Origin of the sequence: Polynucleobacter sp. JS-Safj-400b-B2 (assembly GCF_018881975.1) — a bacterium.
Taxonomy (GTDB): domain Bacteria; phylum Pseudomonadota; class Gammaproteobacteria; order Burkholderiales; family Burkholderiaceae; genus Polynucleobacter.
On record NZ_JACVPJ010000001.1, the window covers coordinates 317,236 to 332,615 of the forward strand.

Annotated in this window: 16 protein-coding genes, 1 other RNA gene and 1 riboswitch; of the genes, 14 read left to right on the forward strand and 3 right to left on the reverse strand. The window is 45.3% G+C overall.

Features of this window, described 5'->3' with window-relative positions:
- Positions 1-16: 16 nt before the first annotated feature.
- Together ICN48_RS01645 and ICN48_RS01650 are read right to left on the reverse strand one after the other, a co-directional pair.
- Positions 17-187: a hypothetical protein gene (locus tag ICN48_RS01645; protein ID WP_216152008.1), complete on the reverse strand. Its 171-nt coding sequence runs from the start codon at positions 185-187 to the stop codon at positions 17-19.
- 202 nt (positions 188-389) lie between these two features.
- The gene (locus ICN48_RS01650) at positions 390-1,049 is read right to left on the reverse strand and encodes a 3'-5' exonuclease (protein ID WP_216152009.1); all 660 of its coding nucleotides are present in this window, start codon (positions 1,047-1,049) and stop codon (positions 390-392) included.
- 92 nt (positions 1,050-1,141) lie between these two features.
- Positions 1,142-1,239, forward strand: a riboswitch (SAM-I-IV-variant riboswitch).
- Positions 1,240-1,733: 494 nt separating this feature from the next.
- Here ICN48_RS01650 and ICN48_RS01655 point away from each other — a divergent pair.
- From ICN48_RS01655 to ICN48_RS01675, 5 genes are all read left to right on the forward strand, one after another.
- Complete coding sequence (locus ICN48_RS01655) at positions 1,734-2,036, forward strand: DUF4258 domain-containing protein (RefSeq protein ID WP_216152010.1); 303 nt, start codon at positions 1,734-1,736, stop codon at positions 2,034-2,036.
- Positions 2,033-2,494 (forward strand): DNA-binding transcriptional regulator, encoded by a 462-nt coding sequence (locus ICN48_RS01660; protein WP_255539411.1) that lies wholly within the window; start codon positions 2,033-2,035, stop codon positions 2,492-2,494. The genes ICN48_RS01655 and ICN48_RS01660 overlap by 4 nt, the downstream gene beginning before the upstream one ends.
- A gap of 41 nt (positions 2,495-2,535) precedes the next feature.
- Positions 2,536-2,736, forward strand: a complete 201-nt coding sequence (locus tag ICN48_RS01665; RefSeq protein WP_216152011.1) for a hypothetical protein — start codon at positions 2,536-2,538, stop codon at positions 2,734-2,736.
- A gap of 334 nt (positions 2,737-3,070) precedes the next feature.
- Positions 3,071-3,700 (forward strand): nucleotidyltransferase domain-containing protein, encoded by a 630-nt coding sequence (locus tag ICN48_RS01670; protein ID WP_216152012.1) that lies wholly within the window; start codon positions 3,071-3,073, stop codon positions 3,698-3,700.
- Between the two features lie 22 nt (positions 3,701-3,722).
- On the forward strand, positions 3,723-4,085 hold the full coding sequence (locus tag ICN48_RS01675) for a DNA-binding protein (protein WP_216152013.1): 363 nt from the start codon (positions 3,723-3,725) through the stop codon (positions 4,083-4,085).
- A gap of 107 nt (positions 4,086-4,192) precedes the next feature.
- Here the strand turns inward: ICN48_RS01675 and ffs are convergent.
- Positions 4,193-4,290: signal recognition particle sRNA small type (ffs, locus tag ICN48_RS01680), an RNA gene on the reverse strand.
- Between the two features lie 32 nt (positions 4,291-4,322).
- Between ffs and dnaX the strand changes: the two genes are divergently transcribed.
- The 9 genes from dnaX (at position 4,323) to ICN48_RS01725 (ending at position 15,378) form a co-directional block, all read left to right on the forward strand.
- Entirely contained in the window at positions 4,323-5,987 is a 1,665-nt protein-coding gene (dnaX, locus tag ICN48_RS01685) for a DNA polymerase III subunit gamma/tau (protein WP_216152014.1), read from the forward strand.
- Between the two features lie 52 nt (positions 5,988-6,039).
- Positions 6,040-6,363 (forward strand): YbaB/EbfC family nucleoid-associated protein, encoded by a 324-nt coding sequence (locus ICN48_RS01690; protein WP_216152015.1) that lies wholly within the window; start codon positions 6,040-6,042, stop codon positions 6,361-6,363.
- Between the two features lie 33 nt (positions 6,364-6,396).
- Positions 6,397-7,011: a recombination mediator RecR gene (gene recR / locus ICN48_RS01695; protein WP_216152016.1), complete on the forward strand. Its 615-nt coding sequence runs from the start codon at positions 6,397-6,399 to the stop codon at positions 7,009-7,011.
- 128 nt (positions 7,012-7,139) lie between these two features.
- Complete coding sequence (locus tag ICN48_RS01700) at positions 7,140-7,406, forward strand: type II toxin-antitoxin system RelB/DinJ family antitoxin (protein WP_216152017.1); 267 nt, start codon at positions 7,140-7,142, stop codon at positions 7,404-7,406.
- Entirely contained in the window at positions 7,393-7,677 is a 285-nt protein-coding gene (locus ICN48_RS01705; RefSeq protein WP_216152018.1) for a type II toxin-antitoxin system YafQ family toxin, read from the forward strand. The genes ICN48_RS01700 and ICN48_RS01705 overlap by 14 nt, the downstream gene beginning before the upstream one ends.
- Before the next feature lie 222 nt (positions 7,678-7,899).
- Positions 7,900-9,315 carry a carbohydrate porin gene (locus tag ICN48_RS01710; RefSeq protein WP_216152019.1) on the forward strand — a complete coding sequence of 472 codons (1,416 nt, stop codon included), beginning with the start codon at positions 7,900-7,902 and terminating at the stop codon, positions 9,313-9,315.
- A 252-nt stretch (positions 9,316-9,567) separates the two neighbouring features.
- The gene (locus ICN48_RS01715) at positions 9,568-11,031 is read left to right on the forward strand and encodes a TolC family protein (RefSeq protein ID WP_255539412.1); all 1,464 of its coding nucleotides are present in this window, start codon (positions 9,568-9,570) and stop codon (positions 11,029-11,031) included.
- 9 nt (positions 11,032-11,040) lie between these two features.
- Positions 11,041-12,300 carry an efflux RND transporter periplasmic adaptor subunit gene (locus ICN48_RS01720; RefSeq protein WP_216152021.1) on the forward strand — a complete coding sequence of 420 codons (1,260 nt, stop codon included), beginning with the start codon at positions 11,041-11,043 and terminating at the stop codon, positions 12,298-12,300.
- Positions 12,301-15,378 carry an efflux RND transporter permease subunit gene (locus ICN48_RS01725; RefSeq protein ID WP_216152022.1) on the forward strand — a complete coding sequence of 1,026 codons (3,078 nt, stop codon included), beginning with the start codon at positions 12,301-12,303 and terminating at the stop codon, positions 15,376-15,378.
- Positions 15,379-15,380 lie beyond the last annotated feature (2 nt).

A 15,380-nucleotide genomic window follows, 5' to 3' on the forward strand; every position in this document is an offset into this window, starting at 1 on the left:
TTTTGGGATGATTTGGTTAGAAATCAAAATCACAATCATCGTCACCAAATCGATACTCTAGATAGATATCTTTGCGTGTTTTGTGTTGCCAATGCAGACGGTCTTTCAATAGGTCGTATTTAATGCCATCAGCATACTCATTGAAATAATCATCTTCTTCATTATTAAAGTGATGAAATCGCATCATTACCTCCTAGGCGTAGTTAGGTTTGTGACCCAAAGACTGAGGAGCGGGTTAAAAATGTGCGGTAATCAAATTCCTATTTCGCTCCGCAGATCCAATGCTTGAGCGAAGTCTGAGTAATTTGTGATGACATGTCTACCAAAGAAGGAATTATTTTGTCTATGAAGCGCAAAACAATTGCTAAAAAACGACACAAATAAAATACTTACTTGGCTTCTAAAGCTTTGCGCAGATATTCAGAGACATTGTCTTGGCGCAACATCCACTGTTTATAGTCTGATGGCATTTGGCTAATGAGCTCACCCTTGTGTTTACCAAAGGGCATTGCTGTCGGAATGCGTGCTTTCTCAGACATTTCCCATAGGGCATCTAAAGAGACGGGGTGCAGCTTGTCGATAATTTTTCCAACAACCTTGGAGCAAATCCATACGTCAGCTAATGCGCTATGTGCATTGCGTAATTGGTCCCTAGCAGTATCGCGCTCGAAGAAGTACAGAAGCGCACTTTGAGTATGACTATCGAGCTCAGGCCAAAGACTACGTGCAAGGGCTAAGGTGCAGATGCGCTTAACTTCAGGCTTGCCAATCGCAACCCAATCAAAATCAATGTTGTGACCAATTAAATATTTAGTGCCAGCTGGCAATCTAAAAGAGCTGCTTGACGGGCAATTGACCAGCTCTTCATCCATGATGTGATGTGTAGCAAGAGCACCCAAGCTAATAGGCTTGCCGGGGTTGTAACGCTGGACCCAAGGATTGCCGACTTCAAAGGGATTGAGAGAAGTGACATCTAGTGAAGCAGCTTCAATAATGACGGCATCGTTCTTATCGGTTGCTTCTACGTCAAAAATAATGGCTTGGGTCATAAGGTGTTTGTGGGTATAAATTATTGAGTAATCCTATTGTGCCTTGAATTAATTATCACAATTGACTTTGAATAAAAAAGCACCCATACTCAAACCTACATCAAGAGATGGCTTTGTCGCCACAGCAACCTGCTAACGTAGTAAGGTGCTAAAAAGATGAGACCCCAAGCGGGTACCTTCTTGCGCTGCTTGGTCTATATATTGCCTACATAGTTACGCTGGCTGCATTGGATTAGATGGCGCAAAACCCTGTGATAGTAGCCTCCATTCTTCTGGGAGTGATTTCGATTTATGCAGTTTTTCGCTATCGGCTGATACCTAAAGCTTGGCGGTGGTTCATAGCGCAGCTTAAGCCCAAAGTAGTTGCAGTAGATCTATCTCAAAATGAAGTTGCAGAACTGGCTATAGATTTAGCGAAAAGAAAGTTTATTCCTTCAACCAATCTCTACTGCTACTGGTGCACTAAGAAGTTGGGTATTAAAGCTTGGGAAAGAAGCTGCAAATATTATTGTGATGAGTGCAGAGAAAAGTCTGGGTTGCTAATAGGGAATTAAGAATCCCTCCAATAAATTGGGGTATAGGTCTTATTAAAATGGTCTCCCAACTATTATTTATAAGCCTTTATGCGCTATACCTATCAAAATGATATATTATGGCTACCTATCAAAATAATAGGTAGCGCCCATGAGTAAGATTTCTCGGGCGCAGCTTCAGAGGCATATACGCAAGGCTGCAATACAAACGATTAATGTGACTGTCACACAGCACGCGAGCTTAAGAATGCGTGAACGTCATATTACTAATTCAATGTTGTTTGATGTTCTGAGATGTGGGGTAATTAAAAGAGAGCCGGAGCCAGATCTAAAACATTCTGGAATTAAATGTCAGATGGAGCGTTATAGCGCTGGTATGAATATCGCAGCCATAGTGAGCGTAGAGATTCCATCTGAGGGGTTGATTATTATTACAGTTTACGAGATTACATGAATAAGAAAATGCATCATTACACTGATGGTGGCCTTAAAAATGTTTGGCTTCAAAATGGCTTTGAAGTGCGCTCAACGCCTTACGGGAAAGGTGTGGCGATTCATGATGTAGAGGGTCTAAGCAAAGCCATTTGTTTGGCATTGACTACAAAAGCGAGCTCCTTAAGTGGGATAGAGTTTCGGTATATCCGTAGTGGAGGAATGCTCTTATCTCAGGCGGGGCTGGGAGCTTTGATGGGTGCCGATGCACAGTCAATAGCGCGCTGGGAAAAGCATGGACGTTTGCCTAAGTGGGCGGACAAAATGATCCGAGTCTTGTATTTAGCTCATGCTGATGGTAATCAGACTGTTAGTTCTGTCGTTAGCCGAATTAGCGCCGTAGAGCGCCTCATTAATCAAAAGATTGTAGCCAGAGAAGTGCGCAATAAAGGATGGCGATCAGACCTTGTGGCTGCTTAATAGCTCTTAAGTGCTTTCAGAACCCCTGGTTAGCCGAAACAGTGCGCTACCTACGCACATTGCTAGAGCGACGTGATCACGAGGCAATGGAAAAAGAATTAATGTATTCCTCTGACAAGCTCAAGAATCGTGTTGCCGATTTAGATGACACGGTGCTGTTCTGCATGATGGAGGAATCAGTTAAGCCGGCATTCATGCGTAAGAAAGTAACGCAAGGCCGCAATACGGATTCACAAAAGTAATAGCGATGGGTTGGGCTTAGGAAGGTGTAATGCTTTCCTACGACCATTTCATCCCTATTCTCTACCTATTGCTCTCTAAAGCCTCTACGCTGAACTCTTCTATATTTAGGAGGTCAGCTTTGCGCGTTTCTATTGAGTGTTCTCACAGGCAGCTACAGCTATTTAAGATCCAGCTAGACGCTAGGACCGTCCTCGTTCTGGCAATCATTTGGATGATTTGGGGAATATTGAGGATTCTGAAGGTCTTTTAGACCCTCTATTTGATTTGGTCTTAATGTTGCTTTAAAAGCTACTATAGTTGCTAATTAAGCAACATTAGTGCAATATTTAGGGTATGTCGACACTCTCATCCGTACTTTTCACCGAATATCGCAGCCGTGTATTGGGCTTGCTTCTTCTTCATCCAGAGCGCTCCTACTATTTGCGTGAAATTGCTCGACTCACTACAACTGTGCCAGGCACTCTTAAGCGGGAAATGGATAAGTTGTTAGAGGTGGGTTTACTTACAGTTCAGAAAGTAGGCAATCAAAATCATTACCAAGCAAATCAAGAGTGTCCAATTTACGTAGACCTCGCCAATGTTTTGCGTAAGACAAGTGGCTTAAGTGATGTATTGATTGCTGCCTTGTTACCTTTAAGTGAAAAAATACAAAGCGCGTTTGTATTTGGATCAGTTGCGAGTGGAAAGGTAAATGCTAAAAGTGACATTGATCTCATGTTCATTGGTGGAGTAAGTTATGCAGAAGTTGTTCTGCTGTTGCATCCCTTGCAAGAGCAATTGGGAAGAGAGATTAACCCTAAGGTCTATGCTGCTAAAGAGTGGAGCAGGTTGGTGAAAGATAATGGAGCCTTCATCCATGATGTATTGAGCAAGCCAAAGCTCTTCATTATTGGGGATGAGCAACAACTCCACACTAATGAGGCCTCAGATCACCCTACAAAATCTAGTCGGAATCAGTCTTGATTCAATAGAAATCGATCGCTTAATGATTCGCAGGCTCATTGAAGCTGCGCAGTCGAGTTTGCAAGACGCTAAATTAAAAACCATCAGCAATGAAAGTCGTTTTGATTTAGCTTATAAAGCTATTATGCAAATGTCCAAAGCAGCATTGCAAGCAAAAGGCTATAGGGTGCTAACTAGTAAGGCAGGACATCATCAGCTCATGTTGCAGGCATTGCCCTTAACTATCGGTCTGGATAAAACTACACTCATATTGCTCGATCAGTTGCGCAAGCAAAGAAACGCTATCGATTATTCAGGAGATCTAGTTTCGGATGCATTGACGTCAGAAGCAATTACGCAGGCAGAAAGTTTATTAACGCTAGTTAAGGATCGTTTCCGAGGCTGAAGGCAGGGCTGCTTTTGCTAAGAAATTAAAAGAGAATTCAGGGCAGCGGGGGGCTAAAAAGCTACAGAAGTAAGCCAGCTTGCTCTTAGGGCATTCCATTGGGGAGGGTGGATGAGCCAAACCCCCGGCACTGACAGAATTGGGTTTGGCTGCTTCGTTCCCGACCTGACCAGGTTATCCAACCCACCATGCGGGGAGGCCCATCCAATTCCATTTTAGCTTGTTAGAATGTAAGACATGACAGCATTGGCATTAGCCCGTTCGTGGCGCCCCAAAACCTTCTCTGAATTAGTCGGCCAAGACCATGTGGTTAAGGCCTTAACCCATGCTTTGGATCAAGGTCGCCTGCACCACGCATGGCTATTTACGGGTACTCGTGGAGTAGGTAAGACCACAATTGCCCGAATTATGGCTAAGGCCCTCAATTGCACAGGATCTGATGGTTCCGGCAAGATGACTTCAGAGCCTTGCGGAAAATGCCCAGCTTGTATGGAAATCGATGCAGGCCGCTTTGTTGATTACATTGAGATGGATGCTGCAAGTAATCGTGGTGTGGACGATATTGCCGCTCTCCTAGAAAAAGCGGCTTACGCACCCAGCAATGCGCGTTATAAGGTCTACATGATTGACGAGGTGCATATGCTCACCAATCATGCCTTTAATGCCATGCTCAAAACTCTGGAAGAGCCTCCAGAGCACGTCAAATTTATTCTGGCGACCACTGATCCTCAAAAGATCCCGGTAACGATTCTGTCGCGTTGCTTGCAGTTCAATCTCAAGCAAATGCCAGTACCCCTGATTGTTGAGCATTTAGAAAAAGTACTCGCTGCAGAAAACGTCGAGTGCGAAGTGAATGCCTTGCGTGTTTTAGCAAAAGCTGCTCAAGGTTCTATGCGAGATGCGCTATCCCTTACCGATCAAGCGATTGCCTATGCTGCCGGCAAAGTCACCGAAGAATCTGTGCGCGGTATGCTTGGCACATTAGATGATGCCTATCTCATTCGTATTCTCGATTGCTTGATTGCTAAAGATGGTGCAAGCCTGCTTGCAGTTGCAAATGAAATGGGTGAGCGCAGCATGTCTTTCTCATTAGCATTACAAGATCTATCCAGCTTGTTGCAAAAGATTGCAGCAGCCCAAGTTGTCCCAGAATCCGTTTTAGAAGATTGGCCAGAGGCAGGCGAGATTCGTCGCTTGGCAGGCCAGCTCACAAAAGAAGAAGCGCAACTCTTCTATCAAATCACAATCACAAGTCGTCCAGATTTATCGCTGGCCCCTGATGAGCAAACTGGCTTTGCCATGACGCTATTACGTATGTTAGCGTTTCGCCCAGGCAATGGTGGAGGAGGCTCTTCCCCAACACCATCAACACCCTCGGCGCCACCAATAAATACTGCTCGTCCAGCACCTTCAATGCCAGCAGCTAGAACAGCTGCTCCTGCGCCAGCAGCAAAAGCTCCAGCTCCAGCCCCGTCACCTGCCGCTTCAGCACCTGTTGCTGCTGCAGGTAACTCAGCAGAGCGTCCTGATTGGCATGCCTTGATGCGCCAGTTACCCGTTAAAGGCATGGTGCAGCAGTTAGCGTTTCAGACAGAGTTGCAAGATTGGAATGATTCGGCGTCTGGAGTACGTGCAACGATTGTGACGCCAATGCCGCAGTTAGCTTCTGACGCATCTGTTGGTCGCTTAGCTGACGCACTTACTGCTCACTTTGGCAAGCCCGTCAAGATCGTGATTGAGAAGGGTGAGGTAGAAGGCAAGACTGTTGCGAAGGTTGATGCCCAGATTCATCAAGAGAAAAGAATGAATGCGGAGCAAATGATTGCTGCCGATCCATTTATTCAGCAATTAGAAAAAGAGTTTGGTGCCAAAGTAGTTGGCGGTTCTGTGAAGCCTCTTTAATTCAATATCAATATTCATAAATCACAATTAATACCACTAAGGAAATAAAGCGATGATGAAAGGTGGACTTGCTGGCCTCATGAAACAGGCTCAGCAGATGCAAGAGAAGATGAAGCTAGCGCAAGAGCAATTGGCTGCGTTGGAAGTAACTGGCCAAGCAGCTGGTGGCTTAGTTAAAGTAAGCATCTCTGGCAAATACGAGCTCAAGCGTGTGCAGATTGATCCAGGTGCCATGGATGATCGCGAGATGTTGGAAGACTTGATTGTGACTGCCTACACAGAAGCATTTAAACAGGTGGAGGCGGCAAGTGCTCAGATGATGTCTGGCGCAACTGCTGGCATGCCAATGCCTCCTGGCTTTAAGTTGCCGTTCTAATTCAATCTTTCTAAATACGAACCTGAATATTTAATGGCGCGCATAGAAGCACCTCAAGATGCACTTGGTCGACTGATCGAGGCATTACGCGTACTGCCTGGTGTAGGCCCCAAGTCAGCGCAGCGCATGGCGTTCTATTTATTACAACATGACCGTAATGGTGCAGCAGTACTCGCTCAATCATTGGGTGAGGCAGTTGAAACAGTAGGACATTGCGCCCGTTGCAATACCTTTTCAGAAACTCAGGTTTGTAGTACTTGCTCCGATGGTCGCCGTGATCCTTCTTTGCTTTGCATAGTAGAAACACCTGCTGACCAGGTGATGGTGGAACAGACACTCAGTTTTAAAGGTAATTACTTTGTATTAATGGGCCGTCTCTCACCACTCGATGGTATGGGTCCAAACGAAATCGGCTTTGATCGACTGCTCAATCGCATTGAGACTCCCGATACCGGTGTGCCGATTCGTGAAGTGGTCTTGGCTACGAATTTCACGAGTGAAGGTGAGGCCACTGCTCATTACATCGGTGAAGTGCTTAAAGCTAAAGGCATCAAAGTGACGCGTATAGCAAGAGGCATCCCAGTTGGTGGCGAGCTTGAGTATGTGGATGCGGGAACCTTGGCTCGCGCCTTGATGGATCGCCGTTAGACCATCGTTTACCTACAAAGTATTCTGTAAAAAGGGGCATTGAGCCCCTTTTTTATTTCCTATTTTCTGTTAAAATGTAGTCACATTGAGACTACATAATAATTCAATGCTTTTAGTGGGGGAGTTGTATGACTATTGCAGATACATATGTTCGCGCCAGAATAGATATGGCAACCAAAAATCGCGCATCTGATGCTCTTGAGGAAATGGGATTATCCATTTCGGACGCAATTCGAATGCTCATGTTGCGAATAGCAGATGAAAAGCAATTGCCTTTTTCAGTGAAGGTTCCTAACGCTAAAACAAAAAAGGCCATAGCAGAGCTTGAGACGGGCAAAGGAAAGCGTTTTAAAAACAGCAAGGATTTAATGGCGGATCTGCATGCGGGAGATTGAAAGATCTTCAGTATTTAAAAAAGACTTTAGGCGTATATATTCAAACCCCCAGCATAAGAGGGGCATTGAAGAGCTCTTGTTGGTGACGATAGATTTATTAGTATTGGATAAGGTCTTACCATTCAAATTGAGAGATCATGATCTGATTGGTCGATGGTGCGGACATCGTGAATGCCATATCAAGCCAGATGTTTTGCTAATCTACAAAAAGCCTGATCCTCTACTATTGCATCTTGCCCGCCTAGGCAGCCATAGTGATTTATTTGGATAAGTTGTTTTCAGGGCACACCTAAGACTAATGCGAGCGTAGTCCATGAGTGATTCTTCCCTGATCTGTCATCTTGTTGCCATAAAGACTAGGTAAATTGTTCCATATTAGGGATAATTTGGTCTGCACCACCCTTAGGCTTCAATCCTAAGTCGTGTTTGCCGATTTCCCCATCAAAATGTGGCCGTTGCTCTGAGGCACTGGCAACCCCACTAGAAATTGTGAATGACCCGCAAGATTTATCTACTCCTCCTGCTGAGCATTATTTGTACATTTTTTGGAGCTTCTGCATTTGCGCAGCGGGCGGGTTCTGGCGCCGACCAAATTTCTAGCTTTGCGGGCGATCTTTCTTGGTTGCCAACAGAAGGAGAGTTGTTTGGGTTGCCGGTAAATATTCACGGTCAAACCACTTACATTAACCAACGTTATAACAATTTCACATCCTCATATTCTGGACAAAACAGTATGAGTGATTTGAAGTCCATGAGCTACACCTGGTCTGGCACCTTATTCATGGGCGCTCGCTTGGCGCCTGACACTGATATCTACTTCAATCCAGAAGTCGTTTCTGGCGTGCCATTTTCAGGTTTGGTTGGACTGGGTGGTTTCACGAACGGTGAAGCAACTAAAGCAGGCGGTGCCCAGGCGAAGTTTTATTCTGCTCGCGCCTTCTTGCGTCAGACGTTTAATCAAGAGGGCGATAAAGTTCTACTTGAGAATGATGCCAACCAAATCACGCAAACCGTTAGCAGTAATCGCGTAGTGGTCACCGCTGGCCAATTCTCCACCTTGGATATTTTCGACGATAGTCGTTATGCCAAGGATCCCCGTATTCAGTTCATGAACTGGGGCAATATGACCTACCTAGCATATGACTATGCGGCCGACGCGCGCGGCTACAGCACTGGCATAGCGGGTGAGTGGTATCTCGATAATTGGGTATTGCGAGCTTCTCGCATGTTGGCGCCTAAGAACCCCAATGGCCGTGACTTGAACTGGCAAATTTTCAATACTTATGGCGACCAAGTAGAGGTTGAGCGCCAACACAGTATTGGTGACTTACCAGGCAAGGTTAGTGTCTTGGCTTACCGCAACCGTATGATTTTGGCGCGCTTTCAGGATGCGACAAATTATGTAGTAGCTAATAATGCACAAGGCACACAAGCCATTAACAATGTACGCAATAACTACCAATACAAAACTGGTATTGGTATTAATGGTGAGCAAGCGTTAACTAAGGATCTTGGCATCTATGGGCGCGCATTTACATCCGATGGCCATACCGAAACTATGTCATTTACAGAGGCTGATAACTCTGTTTCGGTTGGTATGGGTTTGAGTGGTACAAGCTGGATGAGGCCCAATGACACCATCGGCGTATCGATGATGCAAAATGGTCTTTCTAGTTTTAGAAGGACTTACTTGCAAACTGGTGGAGTGTCGTATTTCATTGGGGACTATGCAAGCCCCAGTCAAACCATCTCATATCGTCCAGAGCGTATCGGAGAAATCTACTACAACGCGATGGTGGTTAAAAATGTGCTTGCCGGCGTGAACTTTCAGCGCGTCAATAATCCAGCCTATAACTCAGCTCGGGGCCCAGTGAATATCATGTCTTTTAGGATCCATGCCGAGTTTTAAAGACTTTGTAAGTTATAACCATCATTATTATTTTGAGAATCAATAAGATAGCAATTGTCAATAATTAGACTTTTGGCTTTTGTACCCTATAATCCTTCAAACCCCCAGAAATGGCTTTGGACTGGCTCTATATCCATATCTGGGGCTATAAAAACAGCATTTTTATTGATTTAGAGGCAGCCGCTTTTGTTGATTCTTGGCAAACACAAAACTAGCGTAGCGACACCGCTCAAAAGGATGGCTCCATTCGCAATGGCAGCCTATGTTGTTTGCACCTCTACTTTTCCTACCTCTGCGTTTTCTCAGTCATCTACAGATAGCGCTCCAGCGAGCGTTACCGTTCAGACTGGTGATACGCCATTGGCGGCGACACCATCAATCGGAGCACAGCTAGGCGCTAGCTCTAAGGCGAGCGAAATGTTTGCTCCAGTCACAAAAGCAAACACTCCAAAAATTTATACCAAGCCTATTGCATCTGGGCCAACGGAGATGGATTTGCGCCAGCTTTGGAGTGAGCTCAAAGTGAATAATCCGCAATTATCTTCATTGCGTGAGTCTTACTTATCTGCCAAAGCGACTGTTCCACAAATCAATGCACCAGCTAATCCACAGGTCGGATTGGTGTGGTCAGGTATGCCGGTGAATTCTCCGCTGGCTTTAGGTGGGGCAAATGCACCATCACAGCAATACCCAGGTGGCATCAGTAGTAATAATGCCATTTCGATTGCGCAACCTTTTCAGTTTCCGGGCAAAAAAAGCTTAGCGGCGAATATTGCTGATACGAACGCAGAGGCCTTATTAGCTCAGTCAGAGGCAACCTATTTGCAGTTAGGTGCACAGCTTTCCAGTCTTTACTACAGCGCACTCGCCTCACAAAAGCAATTACAGGTCCTTAAAGAATCCGTTGTACGTCTAGGGATGATTAAGAATGTAGCTAAGGCTCGCTATGCGAATAACGCTGCAGCTTATGTTGAGTATCTGAATGCGCAGGTTGCGCAAAGCGCCGCTGAGGCTGATCAATTTAATGTTGACCGTCAACTTCAAGTTGCACTCAATAGTATTAATACATTAGTCGGTCGACACTCCCGTGAGAAGCTAGTACTCCGTGGTGATGTGCGTCGTGGTGTGAACAGTGTGCCTACATTAGTTGAGCTTGAAGACTATGCCGAAAGTAGTCATCCCGCCTTAAAGAGTTCTGCACTGCAATTAGATGCTGCGCGTAAGGGTGTGGATCTTGCTAAGAAAGCGTACTTGCCGGACTTTCAGGTGATCGGGTCATCCTATACGCCGCGCGGCCCATTTTCTGCAAACAATGGCGCGCTGTTCTATCAATTTGAATTAGATCTCATCATTCCTTTGTATTTCTTTACTAAGGAAAAGTATGGGGTAGAGCAAGCACAGCGTAATCAAGCTGCTGCTGAGGCAGGCAATATCTCTAACCGTCAGCAAATTGTATTGGCTGTCAACAGTGCCTATGCTGCATATGAACAAGCCAAGGTGCAGACACTGTTTTTGAAGGATAAGCAAGTTCCACAAGCAGATGCAGCTTACAAGGTAGGATTAATTCAGTATTCCAATAATGGTCAAGGCTTTAATGATTTGTTGACGGCACAGACGCAGTTGCGTAATTTGGAGGTGCAACTGGCATTGGCGGAAGCTAATTTGATGCAATCCCAGGCTGTCTTGCTGGTTTCAGCTGGCAAAGAACCTTTTTAAGGAGTTGTTTTGAAGGACAAATTAATCAATATCCTCAAGCGAGCTTCCGAAGAGTTTCAGAAGCTAAGGGATAAATTTACTGCTCGCATCGCCGCCAATACCAATGAGATTCATCGCTCATACTGGGCGCTTCCACCAGAGACGCGTGCGCGCCTCCGCTTAGTCATTATTTGTGTTTCTATTTTGATGCTGGGTATTGTGATTGGTTTATTCGTTAACGTGAACCGTCCGGTTAAGCTGGAAAAAACAGCTAAGACTTTATCGATTGAAAACACCGGTGCAATGGAGTTAAAGCTCCCAGGTGTAGATCTCAATCCCAACATATATATTTTCCAAGATGCAGTTAAAACTCAAGTACCTGTTGAATTAAATGTTCCGGGTCGCCTTGCATTTAATGCTGAAAAATCTAAAGTGCTCTCCGCTAGAGCCCCGGGTAGGGTTGAGCGTATCTATGCTTTTGATGGTGCACCAGTTGAAGTCGGCTCTCCAGTAGTGGAGCTCTATAGCCCTGAGTTTCTTTCTGCGCAACAAGAGTATTTATTGTCGTCTAAGACCGCTAAAGTGCTTGAAGCAAACAAGACAATGAGTGATCTGCTGGGCGATGCTCAAATTACGCAGCAAGCCGCTGCAAACCGGATGCGTAATCTAGGGGCGAGTGATGGTGATATTAAAGCTTTAGATGGAAATGGAAAGACTCAATATAACTTGGTGATGCGTTCACCTTTGCAGGGGGTGGTAGTAAAGCGCTCAATAGAGCCAGGATCGATCGTAAATGCTGGCGATGTATTGGTGACTTTGGCTAATCCTAAAGAGCTATGGTTCCTAGGTAATGTGTATGAGCAGGATATTCGCAAGATTCAAAAAGGGCAGACTATGGTGCTGCGTTCTGAGTCCTATCCCGATAAAGAATTCATTGCTAAAGCGAATTACATTGCACCGGCGATTGATCCAGAGACACATGCGTTGCTCATCCGCTGTGATGTTGAAAATACAGATGGGCTCTTGCGTCCTGATATGTATGTCAGCGCAAAACTCAAGACAGGCGATGCGGAGGCTGTTGTCGTTCCTCAGTCAGCGATTGTGAGGGTCCGTGAGATGCGTTATGTCATCATCAAAACATCTAAAGACACCTTCCGCCGTTTTTCTGTGAAAGGCTACGATCTTGATGGTAAGCGTTTCGCAGTAACTGAGGGTCTAGATCCTGGAATGTTAGTCTTAACTGATGGCGCGGTTCTATTGAACGACCGTTTTGCCAAGCAGGAGGAATAATTGAGTTTTGTAACCTCCTTCATTCGGGGAGTTTTAGATAAGCGCGTCATTATTTTATTTGCCGCTGCTGTGCTGTTGGTGCTTGGCACATTTAGCTTAAAACAATTACCGATTCAGCCATACCCAGGAGTGGCGCCGCTGACGATTCAGGCGATTTCCCAATGGCCAGGGAGAAGTACAACTGAGGTCGAGCAACAAGTCACTATTCCAGTTGAGAATGCCTTAGCTGGTATTCCGGGGGTCAAAGCGTTTCGCTCGGTATCTCTGTTTGGTTTGTCCGTTGTTACGTTGAAGTTCAATGACAATGCCGACCCCTTTAAAGTTCGCCAAATCTTCATCACCAATTTAGGCAATGTGGCGTTTCCGCCAGGGGTAAGTTCCAGTGTTAGTCCAGATTCAGATGCGACTGGTGAAATCTTGCGTTACCAGGTGACTTCTGATTACGCGTCACCTACACGTCTTAAGACCTTACAAAACTACGAAATCTATAAAGAGCTTAAGCAAACTCCAGGGGTTGCTGACGTTTCTTCCTTTGGTGGCAAGGTTCGTCAATATCAAGTCATTGTTAGCCCAGAAAGCCTTCAGTCCAAAGGGGTGACTGTGCCTCAGGTGATCGATGCACTAACGAAAGCGAATGACAACACGGGTGGTGGCATATTGCCAAGTGGCGAGCAACAGTTTGTCGTGCGCGGTGTAGGCCTACTGAAGAATATTGCTGATATCAAACAAGTAGTTGTTGCAGTCAATAAGGGTGTACCAGTTCGAATTGGCGATATTGCAACTGTTCTTATTGGTAATGCACCCCGCTTGGGCCTGTTTCAGTTCGATAGTAATCCAGACTCTGTTGAAGGGATAGTCTATCTACGTCGCGGTGAAAATGCCTCAGAAGTCTTAGCTCGCGTGCGTGAAAAAATTGACAATGTCAATAATCACATCTTGCCACCCGGTATTCAGGTAAGGCCTTTCTATGACCGACAGGTGTTGCTGGACATCACTGTAGGCACTGTGAAGCACACCATGTTCTTTGGTATCACCATGGTTCTGGTATTGCTCTATGTATTTTTAGGTAACTTCCGCGCTGCCGCAGTCGTTGCCGCTGTGATTCCGTTGGCGCTATGTTTCTCTTTCATCATGATGTATATATTCAATGTGCCGGCGAACTTGATTTCGCTAGGGGCCATCGACTTCGGCGTGATTGTGGATGCGGCCGTGATTATCACGGAAAACGTTATGCGCCATATGGAAGAGGGCGGTAAGCGGGTCAATCAAAGCATCATTCTTGCTACAAGCGAAGTGCAGCGGGCTATGGTGTATTCAACCAGCATCATCATTGTGGCTTACTCTCCATTATTTTTAATGGGTGGCGTTGAGGGCATCATCTTTAAGCCGATGGCGTTCACCATGGGCTTTGCTTTGGTAGCCTCAATTATTCTGAGCTTGACCTTCCTACCCGCATCTATGTCGTATGTCTTTGGGGATAACTTTCATCATGAGCCACCGAAATTTATTACGTGGATGTTGGAGCGTTATCGCCCAATATTACGTAATTGGATGGATCACCCACGTCACGTGATTGCAATTTCTATTTTCATTTTGGGTGTAACTTTATTAAGTGCCACTCGATTGGGAACGGCATTTTTACCAACCCTGGAAGAAAATAATATTTGGTTGCGCGTAACACTTCCTAATACGGTGGATCTTGATTACTCCATCAAAGTCGCCAATCAGCTGCGCGAGACCTTCTTAAAGCAGCCAGAATTAGAAAAGGTTGCCGTTCAGATTGGTCGCCCTGATGATGGTACAGATTCAACGGGGGTATTTAATCAAGAGTATGGTCTGTACTTAAAGTCTCCTGAGGAGATGCCAAAAGGCACAAGCAAGCATATTCTGCTGCAGCATCTGCAGGCTGAGCTTGATAAGATCCCAGGCATTAATTACAGCTTCTCTCAGTACATCCAAGATAACGTGAATGAAGCCTTATCCGGAGTTAAAGGGGAAAATTCTGTCAAGATCTTTGGCTCTGATTTAGAAGTTCTTGCTCAAAAAGCGCATGAGGTAGTGACACAGCTCAAAAAAGTACGCGGTATTGAGGATGAGAATATTCTCAAGGAATTGGGTCAGCCCACTTTGAATATTCAGATCGATCGCGATATGGCCGCACGTTACGGTGTGAATGTCAGTGATATTCAAACGGTTGTTGCAAATTCGATTGGCGGTGCACCAGTTTCAAACTTCTTAGAAGATGAAAAAACCTTTGGCATAGCTGTTCGTTTAAATGAGGCTAGTCGCAACGATATTCCGGATGTCACCAATTTATTGATTGATACTCCTAATGGTCAAAAGGTTCCTTTAGGCATGGTGGCCAATATTCGTTTAAGCGATGGCCCATTCTTTATCTATCGTGAAGCCGGTAAACGCTACATCGCTGTGATCTTTAGTGTGCGCGGTCGAGACTTGGGCAGTGCTGTAGAGGATGCCAAGTATTTAGTTGAAAAGAATGTAGCCTTGCCAACGAATTACACCATTGCTTGGGACGGTCAATTTAACCAAATGAAGGCTGCACAACAAAAGCTCATGGTTATCATTCCATTGACGCTCGTTGCCATTTTCTTATTGCTTGTAACTGCCTTGGGTAATTTCCGCGATGCAGTGATTGTTTTGATTAACGTTCCTTTCGCTGCCATTGGCGGCATCATTGCTTTGCATCTTGGTGGTGAGACCTTGAGTATTTCCGCTTTATTTGGATTCCTATCACTCTTTGGCATTGCGATTCAAGACGGTGTGATTTTGATCTCCTATATTAATAAAACGGTAGCTGAAGAGCATGGCGCCATGAAGGATGCGATGGTAGATGGTGCTGCATTGCGCGTTCGCCCTGTATTGATGACAGCAATGTTGGCTGGATTAGGTCTCCTACCTGCAGCTTTGTCACATTCGATCGGTTCCGAGGCACAGCGTCCGTTGGCTCTTGTGATTGTGGGCGGAATGGTAACTACTACGATTTTGACTTTACTAGTACTGCCAGTGATCTATGCGGCAATGAGAGCGCATGGCAAACATAAACCTGGGCTTGTTTAATC

Coding starts and splice junctions, on each gene's coding strand:
- ICN48_RS01645 (WP_216152008.1), bottom strand. CDS start 187: ATGATGCGATTTCATCACTTTAATAATGAAGAAGATGATTATTTCAAT.
- ICN48_RS01650 (WP_216152009.1), bottom strand. CDS start 1,049: ATGACCCAAGCCATTATTTTTGACGTAGAAGCAACCGATAAGAACGAT.
- ICN48_RS01655 (WP_216152010.1), top strand. CDS start 1,734: ATGAGTAAGATTTCTCGGGCGCAGCTTCAGAGGCATATACGCAAGGCT.
- ICN48_RS01660 (WP_255539411.1), top strand. CDS start 2,033: ATGAATAAGAAAATGCATCATTACACTGATGGTGGCCTTAAAAATGTT.
- ICN48_RS01670 (WP_216152012.1), top strand. CDS start 3,071: ATGTCGACACTCTCATCCGTACTTTTCACCGAATATCGCAGCCGTGTA.
- ICN48_RS01675 (WP_216152013.1), top strand. CDS start 3,723: ATGATTCGCAGGCTCATTGAAGCTGCGCAGTCGAGTTTGCAAGACGCT.
- dnaX (WP_216152014.1), top strand. CDS start 4,323: ATGACAGCATTGGCATTAGCCCGTTCGTGGCGCCCCAAAACCTTCTCT.
- ICN48_RS01690 (WP_216152015.1), top strand. CDS start 6,040: ATGATGAAAGGTGGACTTGCTGGCCTCATGAAACAGGCTCAGCAGATG.
- recR (WP_216152016.1), top strand. CDS start 6,397: ATGGCGCGCATAGAAGCACCTCAAGATGCACTTGGTCGACTGATCGAG.
- ICN48_RS01700 (WP_216152017.1), top strand. CDS start 7,140: ATGACTATTGCAGATACATATGTTCGCGCCAGAATAGATATGGCAACC.
- ICN48_RS01705 (WP_216152018.1), top strand. CDS start 7,393: ATGCGGGAGATTGAAAGATCTTCAGTATTTAAAAAAGACTTTAGGCGT.
- ICN48_RS01710 (WP_216152019.1), top strand. CDS start 7,900: ATGACCCGCAAGATTTATCTACTCCTCCTGCTGAGCATTATTTGTACA.
- ICN48_RS01715 (WP_255539412.1), top strand. CDS start 9,568: ATGGCAGCCTATGTTGTTTGCACCTCTACTTTTCCTACCTCTGCGTTT.